Here is a 22,211-nt window from a genome sequence, read left to right as displayed (position 1 = left end):
AGGCAGGTGCTGGTAATTTTAAAAAAGGAACAAGCATGAAAAAGCTATTGACGCTATTATTTGTAACGATCTTAACCGGCACATCATTCGGACAAAAAGAAAGTGATAGATTTCAATTCCTGATCGACCAATGCTCTTCCATTAATTCCGAAAATTACAAATGCAGCCCGTACCTTTCATTGGCCGGCTACATTCAGTCTCTGGACCGGACCAAAGCGATAGAGATCCTTAAGGAATGTGCCGGAACCAATAAATATGAGGACCAGATAATAATTTTAACCAGACTGTTATTCCAAGGAAAGAAAAACACGGTTTTAAGAAGACCGCTCATCGGCACCGCCGGTTTTATCGGCAACACCGGCTATAAGGATTGGCCGTCAGAACCAATCGAAATCATTAACGGCATACCATTCTTGATAACCCGGGGCTATTCGCTGGGAGGAAAGGCCGAGTCCTCTCTGCAGTATCTGGAATACTGCATTGCCAATGGCCAGTGGACGAATAATAATTATAGCTTAATAAAAAACGAAGAATTAAAACCGGCCTTAAAGACCTTGATGAATAGCAAGAAATGGCAAAAGGAATTGACAAAATCCGAGAAGGCATTTTTTGAAAGGCAAATTGATACGACGTTATTTAATTATCCAGAACAGAACGATATCATTACATTAAATAACTTGAATAAATATTCATCCACGAATATTAGCAGAGAAGATGAGAAAATTCTCCAAGATAGCCTAAAATCTAATTCATTAGTTATAAGATCATTTTGCTCTGCTATTCTTTATAAAAAGAATCAAAAAAAATATCGCGAGGTCTTTTACGGCTGTTTTACAGTGAATGATTATGATTCGCGTTCAAATGGGGAATACAATATGATACAGCAAACGGATATGCTCAATACTGTTAAGGCAATTGAAGATAATGGTAAAATACTTGAAGAAAAATCCTACAATCTATTGCTTTGTTATTGTTGGTATAGAGATAGAAATGAATGGATTCAAACTGACAATCAGAAAATGTCTATTTCGCGATTCTTTAGGGGTGCTTTCCTGGGTTCAAATTTTAAAGAAACTAATATTGATGTTCTTTCATTGGCAAATAAATTAGATAAAGAGGCACAAGACAACTACCATAATAGAAAAAAATAAAGAGTAAAATAAAGGGAAACCGGTTAATTTAAAACATTTATATTCATTTATGATAATATCAAATATATGCCGATAATCGTCCAAAAATACGGAGGCAGCTCGGTCTCCAACGTCCGGCGCATCAAGGCGGTGGCCGCCCGGATCGTCCGGGCCAAGCGCCGGGGCAACAAAGTGGTGGTGGTCGTCTCGGCCATGGCCGACACCACCGACGACCTCACCGCCCTGGCCCGCCAGATATCCTCCGACCCGCCCCGCCGCGAGATGGATATGCTGCTGACCACCGGCGAGCGGATATCCATGGCCCTGCTGGCTATGGCCATCCATTCGCTGAACGAAAAGGCGGTATCCTTCACTGGGTCGCAGGTGGGCATCATCACCGACTCCAGCCACACCCGGGCCAAGATCCTGGAAATAAAACCGGACCGCTTGAAAGATTCCCTTAAAAATGATAGCATAGTGATCGTGGCCGGGTTCCAGGGGGTCAGTTTGGCGCGGGAGATCACCACCCTGGGGCGGGGCGGCTCGGACACCACCGCGGTGGCCCTGGCGGTGGCCCTGGAGGCCGACACCTGCGAGATCTACAGCGACTTTTCCGGCATTTTTTCGGCCGACCCCCGGCTGGTCAAAACCGCCCGGCCGATAAAACGGATATCATTCGATGAGATGCTGGAGCTGTCCAGCTGCGGGGCTCAGGTTCTTCATTTGCGGGCGGTGGAGCTGGCCGCCAAGTACAGAATGCCGCTGGTCTGCCGCAGCAGTTTTGATAACAAACCGGGAACGACAGTAGGGAAAGGTTCTAAGATGGAGAGGGTGGTCGTCAAAGCCATTGCCCACGATAAATTTTTGGCCATGCTGGCCATGAAGGCGGTGCCCCGCAGGAGCGTCCTGCTGAGCCAGGTGGTCACCCAGCTGGCCGGGGCCGGGATAAACATCCGGTCCTACTTCCACGGCGGGGGAGACAAGGATAAGACCGACCTCAATTTCATCGTCAACCAGACGGACCTCAAGGCGGCCAAAGAGATCATGGAGAAGGATCTGAGGAAGATGAAGGGGGCCGGGCTGTACCTCAATGACGACATCGGCGCGGTGTCGCTGATCGGCAGCGGGGTGGGCAGCGAGCCGGCGGTGATGGCCAAGATGCTGGCCCAGCTGGGAAAAATGAAGATCCACATCGAGGGCATGACCACCAGCCAGACCAAGCTTACCTGCTTCGTGTCCCGCCAGGACATCGAGAAGGCGGTGCTGGCTTTGCACAAGAGTTTTATCGGATAACCCTTCCCGGGGTTAACCACGGAATCACGGAAATTTTGGAAACAGGGAATATTTCTAAGTTTCAGTTGACAACCCCAAAAATATATTCATAAATTCCGTGTTTCAGTGCCTACCGATCCTCGATACTGCCGGTTGTCGAGTAGCATTAAAGCGTATCGAGACAACGGCAACTCGGCCAACGGCAGGCGGGCAAGCGTGGCAAAGGTAACGCAGTCTTTTCCCAACCAATAATTGGAGGACCACCATGATCTGTCCCATCAGGTTCATCAGGAAGCCCGAGGAATCGGAGTGCATCAAGGAGAAGTGCAGTTTCTGGGTGGACGGCTCACTTCTGCCGGAAAGCAGCCAGGAGCCCAAGAGATTCACCGCCCTGCTGGGGGTGAATAAGGCCAATGACGGTCCGGCCGAAGAGGAGGTCATGGGCAAGTGCTCCATCCTGGTGATGGCCGAGGTGGCCCTTAAATCCAGACCGCTGGAATGACCCAGGGACCGATGACAATAGGTTTGGTGGGCGCCACCGGGCTGGTGGGGCAGACCATACTCCAGGTTCTGGCGGAAAGAAGCTTTCCCCTGGCCGGGCTCAGATTGTGGGCCTCCAGCCGGTCGGACGGACGGCGGATCAAATTCAAGGGGAAAAATTATCCGGTGGCCTCGGTGGAGCGGGCCGACTTCTCCGGCTGCGGCGTCGTGTTCTTTGCCGGCACCGAAGGTGAGAAGGGCGCCAGTCGGCGGTATGCCCAAAAGGCCATCGCGGCCGGGGCGGTGGTGATCGACAACGGCTCCGACTTCAGGATGGATCCAAAAATCCCGCTGATCGTTCCCGAGGTCAACCCTCAGGACGTCAAAAAACACCAAGGGCTGATAGCCAATCCCAACTGCTCCACCATCCAGATGGTGGTGGCCCTGGCGCCCATATATAAAAAATACCGGGTCAGGCGGATCGTGGTGTCCACCTATCAGGCGGTGTCGGGAGCGGGGAGGGGGGGGGCGAAGACTCTTGAAGATGAAATCAAAAATCAAAAATCAAAAATCAAAAATCAAATCTTTGCCAGGCAGATTGCCTTCAATGTGATACCTCAGATATCCGACTTCTCCCAGCTGGGCTACAGCGGCGAGGAGTGGAAGATGGTGCGCGAGACCCAGAAGATACTGCACGATAAAAATATCGCCGTCAACGCCACCACGGTCAGGGTCCCGGTGCTGACCGGGCATTCGGAGTCGGTCTATTTCGAGACCGGGAAGAACTGCACTTTAAAGCAGATCGAACAATTGCTGGCCAAGGCGCCGGGCGTGGTTTTCAACAACAAGGATTACATCACCCCGGCGGAATTGAAGGATTCGGACCTGACCTATGTCGGCCGATTGCGGCCCGATCCTTTTAAAAAGAATGCCTTTGTGATGTGGGTGGTGGCGGACAACCTGCGCAAAGGCGCGGCTACCAATGCCGTGCAGATAGCGGAATTGTTATTGAAATTAAAAATCAAAGATAAAATATAGAAAACAGCAACTACCGCAGTTGTCATGCTCGTGGAAATGGGCATCCAGGCTTGGATTCCCGTCTTCGCGGGAATGACACGATCATTTTTATCTGATAGACATACATAATGGCGCTAAAATATTAAACAAAACTCTGTGTCTCTGTGCCTTTGTGTGAGGGATGAAGCCCTGGATTACTGATTTCTGGGAATCCAACTAAGAATATGGATTCCTGCTCCCCGCCTCCGCGAGGACAGGTTTCGCAGGAATGACAAAACCTAGGGTTATTTAACCTAAGGAAGGAGAATAGCATGAAATGGTTGAACGACATTCTGGGCATCTATTACCAGCCGGACAAGGTCTTTGAAGGAATGAAGGACCAGCCCCGCTGGCTGATACCCCTGATCGTCAGCGTGGTCTTCACCCTGATGGTGACGGCCATCATCCTGCCCACCATAATAATGCCGGAGCAGGCGGCCAAGATCGCCGGCAATCCCGACATCCCGGCGGAGCAGGTGGAGGCCATCCAGGCCAGGATGAGCGGGCCCATCCCCCTGATCGCCGGGCTGGCCAGCAACCTGATCCTGATGCCGGCCGGGCTGCTGCTGATCGGGCTGATCTTCTGGTGGATATTCTCCATGCTGGGCCACAAGGCCGATTTTAAACAGATGTTCACCGCCGCAGTATACAGTTCGCTGATCGGCATTCCCGGAGCCATCCTCAAGGTCCCGCTGATGTTCCTGAAGGAGACCGCCAAGGTCAGCACCTCATTGGGTTTGATGCTCCCGGCCGAGATGGAGGAAGGCTTCCTGGTTAGACTGTTGAACCATATCGACTTCTTCACCCTCTGGATGCTGGTGGTGATGGCCATCGGCTTTTCGGTCTTCTCCGGGGCGCCCCGCAAAAAAAGCTACTGGACGGTGTTCGGCTGTTGGGCGGCCTTCATTCTGATCCTGTCGGCGGTGGGCGGGTTGTTCAAGGTGGGGGTGCAGTAACGGCCAATCGTTGACAAATCCCCGCCGCTCTGATAAAATTGAATATGGGCCGGGCCCGATGGAAGCGAAGACTGCCAACCCCGCCAGGACCGGAAGGTAGCAACGGTACGCAAGATCTCTCCTTGTTATCGGATAAGCCTGGCCCTCTTTTTTAGTTTATCACTAAATAACTTCATTTTGTTGCAAATCATTTTTTTTGGTATGCCTAACAAGGCTGTCAGTCATTCCTGCGGAAGCAGGAATCCAGGTTTTTGGTGGATTCCCGTCGGAATTTATCCCACACTTGATGCGGGACGGGAATGACAAATGGAGCAATTCGCTCGATACAGTAAAAATAAAATAATTAAAAAGATTGTCTAAAAAATGTCCTATCTTGTATTAGCCCGCAAATGGCGGCCCCAGAACTTCGAGCAGATCGTGGGCCAGGAGCACGTTACCACCACCCTGCGCAACGCCATCCGCACCAAGCGCACCGCCCACGCCTACATCTTCGCCGGGGCCCGGGGGGTGGGCAAGACCACCACCGCCCGCATCCTGGCCAAGGCCCTCAACTGCGCCCAGGGGCCCACCGAGACCCCCTGCAACCAGTGCACCTCCTGCCTGGAGATCACCGGCTCGCGCAGCATGGACGTGCTGGAGATAGACGGCGCCTCCAACCGCGGCATCGACCAGATCCGCGACCTGAGGGAGAACGTCAAATACACCCCCACCCAGGGCAAGTACAAGGTCTACATCATCGACGAGGTCCACATGCTGACCAAGGAGGCCTTCAACGCCCTGCTGAAGACCCTGGAGGAGCCGCCGGCCCACGTGGTCTTCGTCTTCGCCACCACCGAGGTGCACAAGGTGCCCATCACCATCCTGTCCCGCTGCCAGCGCTTCGATTTCCGGCGCATCCAGCTGAACCAGATCGTGTCCCATCTCAAAAAGATGCTGTCCGGCGAGGAGGTCAAGGCCGAGGACGAATGCCTGTATATCGTGGCCAAGAAGGCCGAGGGCTCCATGCGCGATTCCATCAGCCTGATGGACCAGCTGATCGCCTTCAGCGGCAACAGCATCAAGGCCGATGACGCCCGGCAGGTGCTGGGCCTGGTGGACGAGGAGATGTATTTCAAGGCCCTGGAGCTGGTGCGGGCCCATGACAAGCCGGGCATCCTGTCGCTGATCGACCAGGTGGCCGTTGGCGGCTACGACCTGCAGGAATTCATCCTGGGATGGCTGGCCCACCTGCGCAAGCTGCTGCTGATAGCCGCCGGCTCCGGCCGGACCGCGGCCGGGGAGATGACCCCCGATGAGCAGGAGAAATTCACCCAGCAGGCCCAGGGCCTGGATGACCGGGATATATTGCGGATGGCCAACATTCTGATCGACGCCGAGGCCACCATGAAGCGCAGTTCCCAGGCCCGGCTGATACTGGAGATGGCCTGCCTGCGCCTCTGCAACCTTGACTCCACCGTCCGGCTGGAGGAAGTGATAAAACTGCTGGACCAGGGCGGGGACGATCCCGAAAAGGAGGAACCGCCGGCCCCGGCCCTAAAACCTCCCCAGCAAGCTAAGTTGAACGTCAGTCCGATTAAAGAAGAACCGGCCGAGTACACCGCTCCACCGCAGCCGCTGAGCCGGGATTTCGAATCCCTGTGGCAGAGTCTGATAACAGCGGTCCAGGAGCGGCACATGACCGCCGGGACCTGCCTGGCCTCGGCCCGCCCGGTGGGGGTCAGCGACGGAAATCTTATCCTGAGCTTCGGCCCGCAGGCCAACTTTCACAAGAAATCGCTGGAGGACAAGGCCTACCAGGAGCTGATCCAGGAGGAGACCTTTAAATTATGGGGCCAGAAGCTCAAGGTGGTCTGCCAGGTCGAAAAAGGGCAGGCCTCCCAGACGCCGCAGGTCAAGGAGACTCCCCAGCGCCTGAGCCGGCAGGATGAGATAGACCGCCGCAAGTCCGAGGTCATGGAATCGCCCCAGCTGAAAAGCTTTATGGACGCGGTGGACGGCGAAGTGGTGTAGGACCATTGGACGCGGATCATCAGGATTTTTTTCGGATTCAAACGGATCGGCAATACCTGGCTCAGGGTGACAATTTTCAAAATATGCAATAAACCCTGTCATCCTGAGTACACTTCGAGGTTGCACAGGTTGCAGGATGGCACTGTTCACCCGTTCCGCTTACGCTACTCTAATGTCTTCTTTAAGTGCAGTAGCTTCCGCCTACGCTTTAATGTATGACTTCCTCGAGTGCCAAAGCTTTAGCGGAGGCACTTAGCGGAGGCACTCGGCTTGTCAAACAAGGTGCTAGTCTCAGGGTGACAATTTAAGTATATGCTTATTAACTGTCATCCTGAGTACACTTCGAGGTTGCACAGGTTGTAGGATGGCACTGTTCACCCGTTCGGCCTGACAGATATGAAGCTGACCTCAGGGTGACATCAAGTATAGAACACAAAGGAGACACGATGGCCAAGGGAATGGGCGACCTGCTCAAGCAGGCCCAGATGATGCAATCGAAGATGGAAAGCATCCAGAAAGAACTGGCGAACAAAAGGGTGGAGGCCTCGGTGGGCGGCGGCATGGTCAGGGTGACGGCCGACGGCCAGCAGAACATCCTGGACATAAAGATCTCCCCGGAGATCATCAAGCCCGAGGAAGCCGATATGCTGCAGGACCTGGTCTTGAGCGGGGTGCAGGAGGCCATAAAAATGTCCCGCGACCTGGCGGCCAAAGAGATGTCCGCCCTGACCGGCGGCATGAGCCTCCCGGGAATGTTTTAGAACTACAAACAACCACTAAGACACTAAGTCACCAATTTCTTCCGGTAAAATGATTTCTCCTTTGTGCCTTGGAGCCTTGGTGGTTAAAATATAATAAGGTTTATGCATTACGGGTCGGAAATACTGTCGCGCACCATAGACGAGCTGATGAAGCTTCCCGGCATCGGGCGGAAGACCGCCCAGCGCCTGGCGTTCTATCTGCTCAAGTCCAGCCAGGAGGACGCGGTGGCCCTGGCCAACGCCATTGTGGAGCTGAAAGAGAAGGTTCGCTTCTGCGTCCAGTGCTACAACGCCTCGGAGAACGACCTGTGCACCATCTGCCGGGACGTCAAGCGGGAGCCGGCCCTGATCTGCGTGGTGGAGGAGACCAACGATCTGCTGGCCATCGAGAGGACCTCGGAGTTCCGGGGGCTGTACCACGTTCTGCAGGGGCACCTGTCGCCGCTGGACGGCATCGGCCCGGACGACCTGCGGATAAGGGAGCTGATGCAGCGGCTGGAGAGGACCGAGGTCAGGGAGATGATCATCGCCACCAACCCCAACGCCGAGGGCGAGGCCACCGCGCTGTATTTGATGAAATTAGTCAAACCATTGGGGATCAAAGTGACCCGGATCGCCCGGGGGCTGCCGGTGGGCAGCGACCTGGAGTTCTCCGACGAGGTGACCTTGAGCCGGGCCCTGACCGGCCGGCAGGAGATGTGAGATAATTATTAAGGTTTGTTTACTTAAAGGCTTGTACTAGTTAGTTGAAAAAAGGGCGTAAGTAAAAGTGAGACATTTATAAAAAGTGTGCCAAAAGTCACATAATTTATATATTGTTGTTTAACAATGGTTTAACGAAATATTTCGTATTTTTACATTGGCCAATGAGACATAATGTCTCATTGGCCTTTTTTATTGTTAGGGAGCAGCATCATTAGATAAATTCTAACAAATTGTAATGCAAGGCATTACAATTAACAAAAAATATAATATTTAATTGGCACGGATATTGAGTGTAATCCTATTGTTTGTTTGCTTTTATATACGAGGTAAAATGGGTTGTCTATTAATAAAAATTTTTATTTTAGGGAGAAAAGCCATGAAAAAAACCTCATCCCTGTTGGCTACATTGCTAATGCTGTTATTAATTACAGCGGTTAGTTCTGTTTATGCAACCAGTGATCAATTAACTATAGAAAATAATACTTTAATTTTAGAGATCAAAAACGGTGATATTTTGAACATTGTATCTGAGGTTGCAGCAGAAGAGGTCAATAATAAAAATACTTTCACTGTTGAATTGGAAAAGTGTTCTGAAAATATTATTTTTTCAGACATAGAAAACAAAAGAGAAGTAATTATTCCCAATGGTGAAGATATTGAATTATCTTTTCCTTTCAGTATTGATGGATCAAAATTTCAAACTGATACAGCAAATGTTTTTGTTCAAATCAGCAATAAATCAGGTGTTGTCCTTTCGAAGACTATAAATTTGGCTTTAAAAGATGTTGCGCCAAAAGTTGAAGGCCTGAAATTCACATCTTTCCCAAATCCGGCAACAGGCAATATAAAATTTAATTTCAATAACTTAAGCAATAACTCAAAAATTAATATATATAATTTTTTGGGCCAGTTGGTTAAGCAAATAAATATAACACAAGCATCCGGCGAAATAACCTGGAACGGCATGAACAACGGCGGGGAAAAGGTTTCCGCCGGAATATATTTCTATGTCTTATCGGATAACAACAACAGTTTTGCCAAGGGCAAAATAACAATATTGAGGTAAGAAAAATGAAAAAGATATTAGTGACATTGTTCATTTCTGCAATTATTTCCACCCAATTAGTTGCAAAAGTGTACAAAGAGAAAATAGTTATCCCCCAGGTCAGCAGCGGATCGAAAACAGCCGCGGATGATGTATATTATAATTATCGGGGCCAAAACCCAAACAGAAATGCATTTCAGGGTATGCCCTATGAAAAAGTGGATCCCTTTACCGGAAATCTGACGATAATACACACCGATCTGATGTTACCGGGGAAGGCCGGGCTGGATTTAAAAATAATGCGTTATTACAACAGCAGTGTTTGGCGGAATATTGGAACCGTAGATGAGGCTTTGGTTGATATCTCCACTTCTGTTGTGGGGTTGGGTTGGTCCATGCACATGGGACGGGTCATCCGCCCGACCGGCACTACGCCCGGGGGTGACAGCAAGTACCAACCATTAATTGAACTGGCAGATGGCTCCCAGCATATTGCTTATAGCGATAAAAACAATACTGCCCGCTGGATAACCAAGGAATACTGGCGTTATGAAAACATAGGCAATGGCGATTACGCCTTGACTATGACCAATGGCATTAAATATATTTTTGGCGATGAGAATGCATATTATATAGACGGTAATACATGTTACCCGGTAAAATCCATTCAGGATCCTTATGGAAATACCATAACTATAGCGTACGCTGTTATTTTATCTCAAATGGTAATAGATTATATTTATGATAATAGTTATAGTCGTACAGTGGATTTTATATACGACACTACAACAAAATTAAGGCTTTCCCAGATAACCGCCAATGGAAAGACCTATAATTATGCCTATAACCTTACCTATTCCCACCCCTTATTGACCAGCGTGACTTCTCCGGCCGGGTTTTCCTGGGGTTATCTATATACCACCACCAGACCTGCCTATGAACTTAGTAAGATCACCACGCCGCAGGGGGGGACAATCGAATATGCATACGTAACCAGAACGTATACCTTTAGTACTTTTACCAATTACTTTTTCGTGGTCAGCACCAGAAAGCTTGATAACAATACTTGGAGCTTTTCTTATATTCAACCAACCGCCCAAAGCACTGAAGATAAAACCCAAGTTACTGCTCCCAACGGCTTGGTATATGAATATCGTTATAACGGCGCTTATAATTCTTATAGCAGCGGGAACAAATGGAAGATGGGCTTGCCGGTGTATGAATCGATTGGGACAAGCCAAGCCAAAACCTATACCTGGATAAAATCCACCTATATCTCAAATGACCGGGAATGGCTATATGACGCCTACGATACGCAAATATTTGTGCCCTTATTGAGTTCTACGGTTATATCGCGCGACGGGGTCAATTATACCACCACCAACAGCAATTTTACCAATTACGGCAACCCTCAAAACATCAACGAGACCGGCCAAAGCACCAGAACCACCGCCCTAACCTACTGGAGCAGCGGCACGTATTATGTGGTTGACAAACCGGCCACAAAAACAGTAACCGTAAACGGGCAAAGCTTCGGCATCAGTTATACCTATAATTCCCAGGGCAGCGTGTTGACGGAAAATAAATACGGCGTAACCACCACCTTTACTTATTACACCAACGGCGATATCGACCGGGTCACCGATGCCAGCGGGAGTTGGATCGACTACAGCAGCTATGCCTATGGCTTGCCCCAGACCATACAAAATCCGATATATTCCATTACCAGGACGATAAATTGGGAGGGAACGGTTGCCACGGAAACCAACGGCCGTGGCAAGACCACGTCATATCTTTACGACAATGCCAATCGTTTAACAAGAATCACCCCACCTTTAGGGGATTACACCGCCATCACTTATGCCAGCAATTGCACCTGGGAAAAGAGCGCCCGGGGTAGTTACTGGTCACAAAAGAATTACGACGGGTTGGGAAGATCCTCCGGCACCACCAACGTGGTGGGGGTTAATACCTCCATAAGTTATAATAATATGGGATTGAAGTCCTACGAATCCTACCCCCATACATCCACTAATATCGGACGAAGTTTTGAATATGACAACCTGGGCAGGATAAACAAAATAACCAATCCCGATGCTACGACCATAAACTATACTTTTTCCGGCGCCAACACCACGGTCAATGACGAGAGGAGCAAGAACGTAACCTATACCTACCAGGCCTTTGGCGACCCCGACGAGCGCTGGCTGATGCAAGTGGCTGATGCAATCGCGACCACCAGCTATACCCGAAATACCCTGGGCAGCGTGACTCAGATCACCAAGGGCAGCCTGATCAGGACGTATAATTATAATACCACCACTAATTTCCTGGTCTCGGAAACGACCCCCGAAGCGGGAACGGTGAATTATGCCTACAATGCCATCGGTTTAGTCACTCAAAGAGCGGATGCCGAACGCACCATCAATTACGATTATGATGATATCAACCGCCTGACCAGCATCGATTATCCCAGCGATTCGGCCGATGTGGCCATCGGATATGACAATGCCAACAACCGAACCAGTCTGAGTTCCCTGGTAGTGTCATATTCTTTTGTTTACGATAATGCCGACCGGATGACATCAAAAGTCATGAACATCGAAAGCCGCACCTATAATTTGACATTCGGCTACGATACCAGGGACAATCTGACCTCCATCATCTATCCCGATAACATTTCCGTCAGCTATACCTATGATAACGGAAACCGGACAACGGCAATATCGGGCTACATAACCGGGGTCACCTATCACCCCTCCAGCGGGGAGGCCACCATCAGCTATGCCAACGGTAAAACAGCCACCATCTCCTACAATAACCGCTACCGGATAAGCGGCATCAGCGTGTCGGGTGCCATAGGCTATTCTTACCTTTATGACGGGGTGGGGAATATGACCACGCTGACCGACAACATCAACAGCGCTTACAATCAGAGCTATGCCTATGACGACGTCAACCGGATGATAACCGCCAACGGACCATGGGCAGGCAATTCATACAGCTATGATATTCACGGAAACATCACCGCCAAGACCGTGGAATACAGCTCAACCTATGCCTATAATTACTCCACAAACCGATTGACTACGGCGGATAGTTGGGGTTATACTTATAATGGGGCCGGGGAAGTGACCGGGGTCAGCGACGGCGGATGGGCCTGGTTGACCATGACCTACGATCCGGCCGGCCGGCTCAAGTACTTTTTGGACGGCAATTTCGGCTATCCGGCCAATTACTGGTATGATGGAGACGGCGTCAGGGTCAAGCAGTATCAGAAGAACGGTTTGCCCAGAAACTATTCACCCGGCATTGTCACGGCATTGGTGCCACAAACTCCGCCCTATGTCAGATATTACGTTTGCAACGGGAACAATACCCTGGCGGAGTACGACGAGTACAATGCCCTTAAGTGCAAGTATATTTATCTTAACGGCAAGCTGGCGGTAAAGGTCGAGGGGACCAGCGCTTATTACTATCACTGCGATTACCTGGGGACGCCCAAGGCCATAACCAATTCCAGTGGCACGGTGGTGCGCACCGACAATTACTACCCGTTCGGCAAGCAGTATAATTATACCGGGACCTACAGCAACAACCGCAAGTTCACTTCCAAGGAGCGGGACTGGTCGGGGCTGGATTACTTCGGGGCGCGGTATTACGATTGCCGGATCGGACGGTTCTTAGTGCCGGACCCGGACCTGTTCGGTGCGCCCAAGGAAGGGAGCTTATCCAACCCGCAGAGGCTGAACCGGTATTCGTATTGTCTGAATAACCCATACCGCTTCATAGATCCCAACGGCGAAGCTCCCTACGACTGGGCCGATGCCATAGACGGATTCCTCAGCCGGACGATATTCAGCGAAGCCTCCAAGGCCACCGCCTCGATCACCATGACCCCGGCCACGGCCTATGTCACCGAAAGCGTGATCCGTGGCAGTTATGATTTCCTGCGCTTTGGGGTGGGGACCTACAATGCGATAAACGGCAATAACACCCTGTGGGAGACCGTGGGCTATGTGGGACAGGATGTGTTGCGGGCCGCACAGGTTGTTGCCTATGTATCCATTGCCGCCAAGGGTGCAGGGATCATTGGGAATGAAGTTGCGAGTTCGCCAAAGCAAATACCGCAGTTAAGCACTGGGCGCAACGTGGCGAAAAATGCCGTAGAGCAAGCTGCAATGGATAAAGTAATGGCTAATCCATTGGAAGGCGCTAAATTGCGTATTCAAATGAAGGACCCCATATGGCATGCCTCTGAAGGGTGGGTAAAAATGGCAAGAAATATTGATGGAGTAGAAATTCACTGGTTAAGAAACACAAGGACAAACACGGTAGCTGATTTTAAATTCAAATAGGAGTTAAAAAATGCGTGTAAAGTGCAAATATAATCGCGGATATCAAATCAAGGGTATTAGAGCAGAAGGGGAAGAAGATGAAGCTGTATATGACTTAAGCATTGGTAAAGAATACGATGTTTTTGGCATGGACCTTGCGGACGGTATAGTATGCTTATTGGTTTGTGATGACTATAACCTTCCCAATTGGTATTCTACTGCGTGCTTTGATATTTTAGATGATAAAATTCCCGATTGGTGGTATTACAGGGACTTTTTTACAGAACCGGATATTCTTGTAAAAGCGTCTTGGGGTTATAAGGAGTTGATTAAAGACAATGAGCACCATGATGCATTATTAGAAAGAGAACCGGATGCTTTGGCAATATTTAAAAGTTACGTTGATGAATTAGGGAAGTAAATAATAGAGTAGGCAACGGCGTATCCTATTGTGCCCTGCGGTTAAGCCGCAGGGCACAATAATAATAACAAGTTCACCCGTTCGACACGACCACGATGCGGTCTTGCTCAAGGCAGGCCGCCAAGGAGCGGGACTGGTCGGGGCTGGATTACTTCGGGGCGCGGTATTACGATTGCCGGATCGGGCGGTTCTTAACACCGGACCCAGCGCTTATAGGCGAACCAAAAGAAGGTATTTTATTGAATCCACAACTGCTGAACAAATATATTTATTGTGTAAATAATCCATATAAGTACATTGATCCAGACGGTAGATTTATATTAGCCGTAGAATATAATCGCAGTGCACAGTATGGTTCGCTGGCACTGGTGTGGAATGGTTGGCTACCTGACGGAGTATACCGAATGAAAACAAGGGCTGATATAAAAAACACAAATGCAGCCGTAAAAAGTGGCATCTATAATTATAAGCTTGATAAACATAAGGGAACGTATTTCCCTAAGCATGATGCATTAATAATCAATAGCAATGAAGCATTGCCGACAGAAGCACCAAATCCACAACAACAAGGGTAAAGTGTAGCCGACCATATTCATTCGCATGCAGGGAATCCGGCTTCGGATGAGAATTTGGTATCAGGGACGGCTGGGTGCTGGACGGTGCCTACGGTTCAATCTCCAGTTTCAAAGGGTTATAGCAAGGACGATCCTCAAACCTGGTCATATTATAATGATTTCATCTCTAATTTCAAGGAGCACCCATCAGGTACAGCTATGATAATTAGACCAGGAGAATTAATTAATGACCTTAAAAATCTATTAAAATAGGTGTCAATATGCAATATTATTATATTGTTGCTTGTGCTTTCTGTGCCTTGCTTAATATATCTTGTTACAACAACGGCATGAAGGATAAAGTGGTTGGGAAAGTAATAATTAAACCCAGTGTAACCATAAAACCTTTTGGATATGAATTTTCTTCGATATTAAATTCAAGCTTTGGGGAGATTGAAAAAAAAATAAATCATAAAACCCAAGTGGATACGGAAGTTGCTATTATTTTTATAGATACGAAAAAAGATCTTATAAAAAAAGAATATAAAACAAATAGTATAGATAATGTCACTATATCATATGGGCCAATAGAAGATACATTATTATATAAAACATATTTAAGCATTAAGCCCAACACTATTATTTTATATGGCACGTTGAGCATTAAAGAAAATGAAAAGACGAAAAATATAATTTTATCTGAGTTGCAAAATATCATGCCTAAACAAGAGCAAAGTAATGCTGTTATTGAAAAAATATCGGAAGTATTCATCAAGGGTCATTATGATAAAAATGCAGTATTTATTATCGATTTTGAGATAAAAGATTATCCGACAGCTGAATTTGCGATAGGTTATTTAATTAATGACCAAATATTTTATAAATATACTTTTTCAAAAACTGCTAATATTTATCCATAGCATATATGCTAAAATAAATTTAATTAACATTATATTACGATTGCCGGATAGGGCGGTTCTTGGTGCCTGACCCGGACCTGTTCGGCGTTCCCAAGGAAGGGATCTTATCCAACCCGCAAAGGCTGAACCGGTATTCGTATTGTTTGAATAACCCCTATAAGTACAAAGATCCTACCGGAAAGTGTGGGATAGATATTCACTATGTATTAACCTTTAATCTCGCAATAGATGCAAGTTATGGTAAGATAAATTCACTAAATTTTTCCAGAGATCTTAGTTATGCAAACCAAAGCGTGGATGATATATATGGTGTTAATCCCTTTCAGGGTAATTTAAATTCAGCTGTGAAAAATCTAATCAATAATTTCTCATCACCTTATAAAAAACATTTTATATCTACAAATGATGCGATTCAACTGGTAGAAAAATCGATTGAAACAGGAAATGTCGCAGATTTTGGTGAATCATTGCATTCATTGCAAGATAGCTATAGACATCCCCACAGAGGGCTGTTTGTTGGCCTGCGATTTGGCCATAGCGTTGAATCGATATTTGATAAAAAGACACCGGATCGGCCGTACGATGAGAATGATCCAGCTGATGTGGCAATAAAAGATATTACAAGTCATTACATAAATAAGTTTATTAATGTAAATAGCGAAAACTTAAAAAAGGAGTATCCCCTTGAGTAAGAAAAACTTCATGGGAGGATTTGTGAAAGGAATCAGGGCACTTCCTTTGTTTATTATTCCTTTCGCAAGTCTCATTATATTAGATAATGCACATGGCCAAAATAGTAAAATATCCGCCGTTACCTCGATCTCGCTTCAGACTAATGATATTCTGGCATATGATTTGTGTGAAACGGAAGAAAAAATATATATTTGCGTCACTAATTTTAATAAAAATATTATAAATGTATTTGAGTTTACCGATGATTCTTTAAAACAAATTGCTGGTATAAAATCACCGTGGATATTTGCGTATAAAAAACCAGTACAAATATTACAGGGCAAAAATAACTGTCTCGATTTGTATTGGGAAGTAGCCAAAGACAAGAATATGGCTGTGTTGTTATTGCAAAACCTATGCACAGGGAATGGTTCTATTGAAGAATTATTGTCTTATCCCGCGAATAAATACTTTGATCTCATGATTGTGCCTTCGGGAAAAGACGAAGGGTATTTATCCTATGCAGATATTAGCGATAGGCAGTTTGTATTTAATATTGGCCACGATTTGTTTCAAGGATATTTGAAACATTATCTGTTGCCATTGTCAAATTTGTGTAGTGAAAGGAGAATCAATATACAAAAGCGCGGCAAATATCATGTGCAAGGTGTCAATGGAATAAAATATAATCAAGATCTCGACGGATTATATACAATCTGGGTTGATGATTACGGATGTTACAATAAGGGAGACAATGTATGGTTTGCTTGTTTAAACGAAAAAGGGTGGAAAATCAGAAAAAAAATATTTGCTAGAAAATATAAACAAACACATTCCCCAATGGCTTCTCCGTTAAAACTTATAAGTAACGACAAGTGCTTCGTTGCATTTTGGGAAAGTTCGATCAATTTGCCATCAAATAATATGGTACAATTTATAAAAATAAATAAGAACGACTACACAGTAGATCGCACAGATTCCCTCAATAGACGAACACTGTTCGGAGATGCGGTAATTGATGAGACTGGGAAAATTCATTGTTTTGTGTTTTCTGATAAAAAAGAATATATTGTTATAAATGAGGATGGTTCTAAAAATATCCAACAAATTAATAATAACCCCAAATCATTTGGTTTTGTAGGACCAAGGATAACAGTTGCGGTTGATGGTGTTCTATGTGTATTTTGGTTATCACATGAAAAAGAGAGTGATAATAAGTATATTTCATATTTTAAGGTACATCCTTAATTATTTGATTTACTAGTAAACAGTTCATTCATCAAAACGGGTGTTTTTAAAATAACCGCAAGTTCACGGCCAGTGCCTCCGCTGTAGCTGTAAAGAGATAAAGAAGCTGTGGCACTCGAGGAAGATGAATAGTAGCGTAAGCGGAAGGAGCGGGATTGGTCGGGGTTGGATTACTTCGGGGCGCGGTATTACGATTGCCGGATCGGGCGGTTCTTAGTGCCGGACCCGGACCTGTTTAAATATAAAATATCAATATAACTTTAGACGGCCTTTAAGACCGTCTTTTTATTTTACCTTTCAAACTGAATTTCAACCGTATCGTTGAGAATCTAATGAATGGTCATCGCGAGACGGCCATTATTTTGCATACCAAGCGGTCCTCACCCGGGCTTGTAGAAAGAAAGCAGCTCGGGGATTGCTTCATTTGGTATTGTGAAAAGCTAACCTCGCAATTACCGAAAGAAATGATAAAAGCCATTGCATGGAATGATAACGGGTTAAATTTAACAGCCATGCATATTTCTGTTGCAATTTCCCTTTATTTTGTTATAATAAAACACTAACGTCCCGAATTGTAATATATTAACCCACTTATAGGTTACGAAATTTGAATCCCACCATCGACTGCAAGGATTTTAACGGCTACAAGCCCTGCCGGCCGGGCTGGCTATGCGAGACCTGCCAGGAGCAAAAGCCCCGTGGCAAAAAGATATTGATCATCAACCTGGACGCCCTGGGCGCAGTGCTGATGACCACCGCCCTGCTGCCGGCCATCAAGCGCCAGGATCCCCAGAGCACCCTCCACTGGGTGACCCTGCCGATGGCCATCCCATTATTGCAGAACAACCCCTACATCGACAGGATCTGGCCCTACGATTTCGAGACCGTCACCATTCTCCAGGCCATCAAGTACCACAAGATCTACTCCATCGACAAGGCCTACCGCTCGGATGCTTTGGCCATGCTGATTCAGGCTGAAGAGAAACTTGGCTTCGCCCTGGATCAGAACGGGGCCATCACCCATTTCAACCCCGAGGCCGAATACGCCTACCGCCTGGGGATAGACGACGACCTGAAGTTCAAGAAGAACCAGGTGACTGGCATCCAATTTCTGGCCCAGGCCCTGGCGCTGGATTACCAGGGCGAGGATTACGTGCTGGAGCTGACCCCGGAGGAGAAGGACTGGGCCCGGCAATACCGGCTGGACAACGGGATCGGGAAGAACGATATCGTCATCGGCTTCAACACCGGTTGCTCCGACCTGTTTCCCAACAAGAAGATGACCGTCGAACAGCATCTGGAGCTGATCGGCCGGATCCAGAACGAGCTGCCCAATGCCCGGATAATGCTGCTGGGCGGCAAGGCCGAGAGCCAGCGCAACAAGGAGATCAAGGACCGGGCCGGGGCCTTCATCATCAACAGCCCCACCGACCAGGGCATCCGCCGGGGCATGGTCTACGTGGACGCCTGCGATCTTGTCATCACCGGGGACACCTCGGCCATGCACATGGCCATCGCCCTCAAAAAGCAGGTGGTGGTGTGGTTCGGGCTGTCCTGCGCCAGCGAGATAGAGCTGTTCGGCCGGGGGGAGAAGATCGTTCCCGACCTGGACTGCAGCCCCTGCTGGAAGAGATCCTGCGACAGCCTGGAATGCGTAAAAGATCTGGACCTGGGGGCCATCTTCAAGGCGGCCAAGAAGGGGTATAATCATCTAAAGATAAATCGTTGACCACCCCCTCTCCTAATGCTTTAGGAGAGGGAAGGGTGAGGTTGAAATTAAAATATTTCTTCAATAAATTGTCTGATAGAACATATAAAAACATACTGCTGGTAAGGACCGACCGGATCGGGGACGTGGTCCTGTCGCTGCCCGCCGCCGCTCTTTTAAAGGATCTGTATCCCGGCTGCCGGATAACATTTCTGGCCCGGGAATACACCGCCCCGCTGATCGCGCTCTCAAGATCGGTCGATGAGGTGATCAATGACGATCCAGCCTTAAGCGCCCGGGGGTTGGCCAAGATCCTCAAGGCCCATGCTTTCGATGCGGCCATACTGCTGCATCCCACCGGACGGCTGGCCTGGGCCCTGCGGCTGGCCGGGATCCCGGTCAGGATCGGGACGGCCTACCGATGGTACAGCCTGCTGTTCAACCGCCGGGTGAAACAGCACCGCAAATTCAGCCTGAAGCACGAACTGGAGCACAATCTGGACCTGGTGAGAACCGGGCTGGGCTTGCCTTCCGGCGAGGGCAAAGAATACCTGCCGGAGATATCCATCCCGCCGGAGCTTAAAGAACGGGCGGCCAGGAAACTGTCCGGGACCATCGACATCAACCGGCCGTTCATGGCCATACACCCCGGCAGCGGCGGATCGGCCAGGGATTGGCCGCTCCAAAAGTTTGCCGAGCTTATTGATAAAATTAAAATTTCAAATCTCAAATCTCAAAATTCAAATATAGTCGTTACCCTGGGGCCGGGGGAAGAACACCTCAAAGAAAAACTGCAGACTCATCTTAAAACCCAACCGGCCTGGGTGTCGGGCCTGTCCCTGCCGCAGCTGGCGGCCTTTCTGTCGCAGGCAGAATCGATGGTATCCAACAGCACCGGGCCGCTGCATATCGCCACGGCGGTGAAGACCAGGGTGATCGGCCTGTACTGCCCGATGATCCCCTGCCATCCCAAGCGCTGGGGGCCGTATGGTCCGGGGCATTCAACGCTTATTCCTCCGGTGGGATTATGCCGAAAATGCACCGGCCGGAAATGCCCCCAATACGATTGCATGGAGAAGATAACGGTTGACGAGGTCTATTCGAAAATAAACCCGGTCATTGACCGAAAACGATAATAGAGAATAAGCGTTGCATTATGAGATCATCAAAAGGCATTAGTACTTTACTCTGCTTGATAACGTTCCTGGGATTGTCAAATATCGCCTGGGCAGACCTGCCGGTGGCGGATACACTGAGATCCACCATCTCCGGGAAAAAACTGAAACGCGGCGAGAAGATGACCTATTCCATCGAATGGAAGGGCGCCGGAATAACCTTCATCAAAGCCGGCACCTCATTCATGCGGGTGGACAGCGAACTGACCTGGGCCCGGGACCGGCGGGCCTATCACATCGTCAACGAAACCTGGTCCAATCCCACTTTCTCCTTCTTCTACCGGGTGCACGATCGGATAGAATCGTTCGTGGACCACGAGAAGCTGTACTCCCTGCGTTACCAGAAGATGCTCAACGAGGGCGGCTATCACCATCAGGAATCGGTGGAGTTCGACCAGGAGAAAAGAAAGGCCATTTACAGCACCGGCCAGGAGGTGGATCTGTTCCCGGAGGCCAAGGACATACTGATCTCGCTGTACTGGGCCCGGCTTTTCCCGCTGGAGGTGGGGAAGTCGATCTACATAGACAACCACACCGACAAGAAGAATTACCCCCTGGAGGTCAAGGTCTACAAAAAAGAGAAGATCAAGACCATCTTCGGCAAGGTGGAGTGCCTGCTGGTGGAGCCGGTCCTGAGGACCCCGGGGCTGTTCGAGAACCAGGGCCGGCTGTTGGTGTGGCTGACCAATGACGAGCGGAAGATCCCGGTGCTGATGAAGAGCAAGATCCTGATCGGCTCCATCAACGCGGTGCTCAAGGAATACAGCCCCGGCATCACCGAAAAATAATAATTATTTCAGGAACGATATGGGAAGATACCCCGAGGCCGACCTGACGAAGGTCAAGCGGTATTCCATTGCCAAGCGCAAAAGCAAGGTGGGCAAGGGCAATCTGGCCGGCGTGCCCGATCCCGCCAGGCCGCTGAAGGATTTCATCAAGGGCCTGCCGGACGTTCTCAGGGCCCGCGACCTGCGGGAAATTGCGGCGGCCGTAAATACGGCCCGCCGCAAAAAGCGCCCGGTGCTCCTGATGATGGGGGCCCACCCCGTAAAATGCGGACTGAACCCGGTGATCATCGACCTGATGAAAAGGGGCTTCATCACCGGCCTGGCCACCAACGGGGCCGGGGCCATCCACGATTTCGAGCTGGCCTGCTGGGGGCGGACCTCGGAGGATGTCCAAATAGGGCTGGAGGACGGGTCCTTCGGCATGGCCCGGGAGACGGCCGACCTGATCAACGGTGCGGTGATCCAGGGCGATGCCCAGGATCTGGGCTTCGGCGAAACCCTGGGGCTGATGCTGAACGAGGGGAGATTCCCTTTCATCAACCACAGCCTGCTGGCCGAGGGCTACCGCCTGAAAATACCGGTTACGGTCCATGTGGCGCTGGGCACCGACATCATCCACCAGCATCCCTCGGCCGACGGGGCGGCCATCGGCAGCGCCAGCCACCGGGATTTCCGGATACTGGCGGAAGAGGTCTCGAAGCTGTCCGGCGGGGTGGTCATCAACCTGGGGTCGTCGGTGATCCTGCCGGAGGTCTTTTTAAAGGCCCTGACCGTGGCCCGCAACCTGGGGCATCCGGCCAAAAACTTCACCACCGCCAACTTCGACATGATCCAGCACTACCGCCCCAACCTCAACGTGGTCCGCCGCCCGATCTCCTGCGGCGGCCAGGGGTATTCCATCACCGGCCACCATGAGATAATGCTGCCCCTGCTGGCGGCCATGATAAAGAACCAACAAATCAGCTGAAAAGGT

Annotated in this window: 19 protein-coding genes and 1 other RNA gene; all 20 read left to right on the top strand. The window is 49.1% G+C overall.

The window, feature by feature from the left end; genetic code table 11:
- Positions 1-35: 35 nt before the first annotated feature.
- The gene (locus tag A2273_01445) at positions 36-1,151 is read left to right on the top strand and encodes a hypothetical protein (protein ID OGF06896.1); all 1,116 of its coding nucleotides are present in this window, start codon (positions 36-38) and stop codon (positions 1,149-1,151) included.
- A 66-nt stretch (positions 1,152-1,217) separates the two neighbouring features.
- Positions 1,218-2,423 carry an aspartate kinase gene (locus tag A2273_01440; GenBank protein ID OGF06895.1) on the top strand — a complete coding sequence of 402 codons (1,206 nt, stop codon included), beginning with the start codon at positions 1,218-1,220 and terminating at the stop codon, positions 2,421-2,423.
- Between the two features lie 244 nt (positions 2,424-2,667).
- Positions 2,668-2,904, top strand: a complete 237-nt coding sequence (locus A2273_01435) for a hypothetical protein (protein ID OGF06894.1) — start codon at positions 2,668-2,670, stop codon at positions 2,902-2,904.
- 11 nt (positions 2,905-2,915) lie between these two features.
- A complete protein-coding gene (locus tag A2273_01430) occupies positions 2,916-3,920 on the top strand; it encodes an aspartate-semialdehyde dehydrogenase (GenBank protein OGF06961.1) in 1,005 nt (334 codons plus the stop codon).
- A 290-nt stretch (positions 3,921-4,210) separates the two neighbouring features.
- Positions 4,211-4,894: a hypothetical protein gene (locus A2273_01425; protein OGF06893.1), complete on the top strand. Its 684-nt coding sequence runs from the start codon at positions 4,211-4,213 to the stop codon at positions 4,892-4,894.
- 47 nt (positions 4,895-4,941) lie between these two features.
- An RNA gene (gene ffs / locus A2273_01420) (signal recognition particle sRNA small type) lies at positions 4,942-5,041 on the top strand.
- Between the two features lie 216 nt (positions 5,042-5,257).
- Positions 5,258-6,904 carry a DNA polymerase III, subunit gamma and tau gene (locus tag A2273_01415; protein OGF06892.1) on the top strand — a complete coding sequence of 549 codons (1,647 nt, stop codon included), beginning with the start codon at positions 5,258-5,260 and terminating at the stop codon, positions 6,902-6,904.
- Positions 6,905-7,350: 446 nt separating this feature from the next.
- On the top strand, positions 7,351-7,665 hold the full coding sequence (locus A2273_01410) for a nucleoid-associated protein, YbaB/EbfC family (GenBank protein ID OGF06891.1): 315 nt from the start codon (positions 7,351-7,353) through the stop codon (positions 7,663-7,665).
- A 102-nt stretch (positions 7,666-7,767) separates the two neighbouring features.
- Complete coding sequence (locus tag A2273_01405) at positions 7,768-8,367, top strand: recombination protein RecR (protein ID OGF06890.1); 600 nt, start codon at positions 7,768-7,770, stop codon at positions 8,365-8,367.
- Positions 8,368-8,746: 379 nt separating this feature from the next.
- Positions 8,747-9,436, top strand: a complete 690-nt coding sequence (locus tag A2273_01400) for a hypothetical protein (protein OGF06889.1) — start codon at positions 8,747-8,749, stop codon at positions 9,434-9,436.
- 1,118 nt (positions 9,437-10,554) lie between these two features.
- Positions 10,555-13,773, top strand: a complete 3,219-nt coding sequence (locus A2273_01395; protein OGF06888.1) for a hypothetical protein — start codon at positions 10,555-10,557, stop codon at positions 13,771-13,773.
- Between the two features lie 10 nt (positions 13,774-13,783).
- The gene (locus A2273_01390) at positions 13,784-14,173 is read left to right on the top strand and encodes a hypothetical protein (GenBank protein ID OGF06887.1); all 390 of its coding nucleotides are present in this window, start codon (positions 13,784-13,786) and stop codon (positions 14,171-14,173) included.
- Between the two features lie 835 nt (positions 14,174-15,008).
- Positions 15,009-15,647: a hypothetical protein gene (locus A2273_01385; protein ID OGF06886.1), complete on the top strand. Its 639-nt coding sequence runs from the start codon at positions 15,009-15,011 to the stop codon at positions 15,645-15,647.
- A 59-nt stretch (positions 15,648-15,706) separates the two neighbouring features.
- Positions 15,707-16,339 (top strand): hypothetical protein, encoded by a 633-nt coding sequence (locus tag A2273_01380; protein ID OGF06885.1) that lies wholly within the window; start codon positions 15,707-15,709, stop codon positions 16,337-16,339.
- On the top strand, positions 16,332-17,567 hold the full coding sequence (locus A2273_01375) for a hypothetical protein (GenBank protein ID OGF06884.1): 1,236 nt from the start codon (positions 16,332-16,334) through the stop codon (positions 17,565-17,567). The genes A2273_01380 and A2273_01375 overlap by 8 nt, the downstream gene beginning before the upstream one ends.
- A gap of 332 nt (positions 17,568-17,899) precedes the next feature.
- Positions 17,900-18,130 (top strand): hypothetical protein, encoded by a 231-nt coding sequence (locus tag A2273_01370; GenBank protein ID OGF06883.1) that lies wholly within the window; start codon positions 17,900-17,902, stop codon positions 18,128-18,130.
- Positions 18,131-18,174: 44 nt separating this feature from the next.
- A complete protein-coding gene (locus tag A2273_01365; GenBank protein OGF06882.1) occupies positions 18,175-19,296 on the top strand; it encodes a hypothetical protein in 1,122 nt (373 codons plus the stop codon).
- Positions 19,297-19,337: 41 nt separating this feature from the next.
- Complete coding sequence (locus A2273_01360) at positions 19,338-20,411, top strand: hypothetical protein (protein OGF06881.1); 1,074 nt, start codon at positions 19,338-19,340, stop codon at positions 20,409-20,411.
- Positions 20,412-20,467: 56 nt separating this feature from the next.
- On the top strand, positions 20,468-21,238 hold the full coding sequence (locus A2273_01355) for a hypothetical protein (protein ID OGF06880.1): 771 nt from the start codon (positions 20,468-20,470) through the stop codon (positions 21,236-21,238).
- Positions 21,239-21,257: 19 nt separating this feature from the next.
- Positions 21,258-22,205, top strand: coding sequence for a hypothetical protein (locus A2273_01350; GenBank protein ID OGF06879.1), 948 nt, complete (start codon positions 21,258-21,260; stop codon positions 22,203-22,205).
- Positions 22,206-22,211 lie beyond the last annotated feature (6 nt).

It is taken from the genome of Candidatus Edwardsbacteria bacterium RifOxyA12_full_54_48 (assembly GCA_001777915.1).
Lineage (GTDB): Bacteria > Edwardsbacteria > AC1 > AC1 > EtOH8 > UBA2226.
The sequence above is the reverse complement of the archived record's forward strand: the minus strand, read 5'-3'. Positions and strand labels throughout refer to the sequence as shown.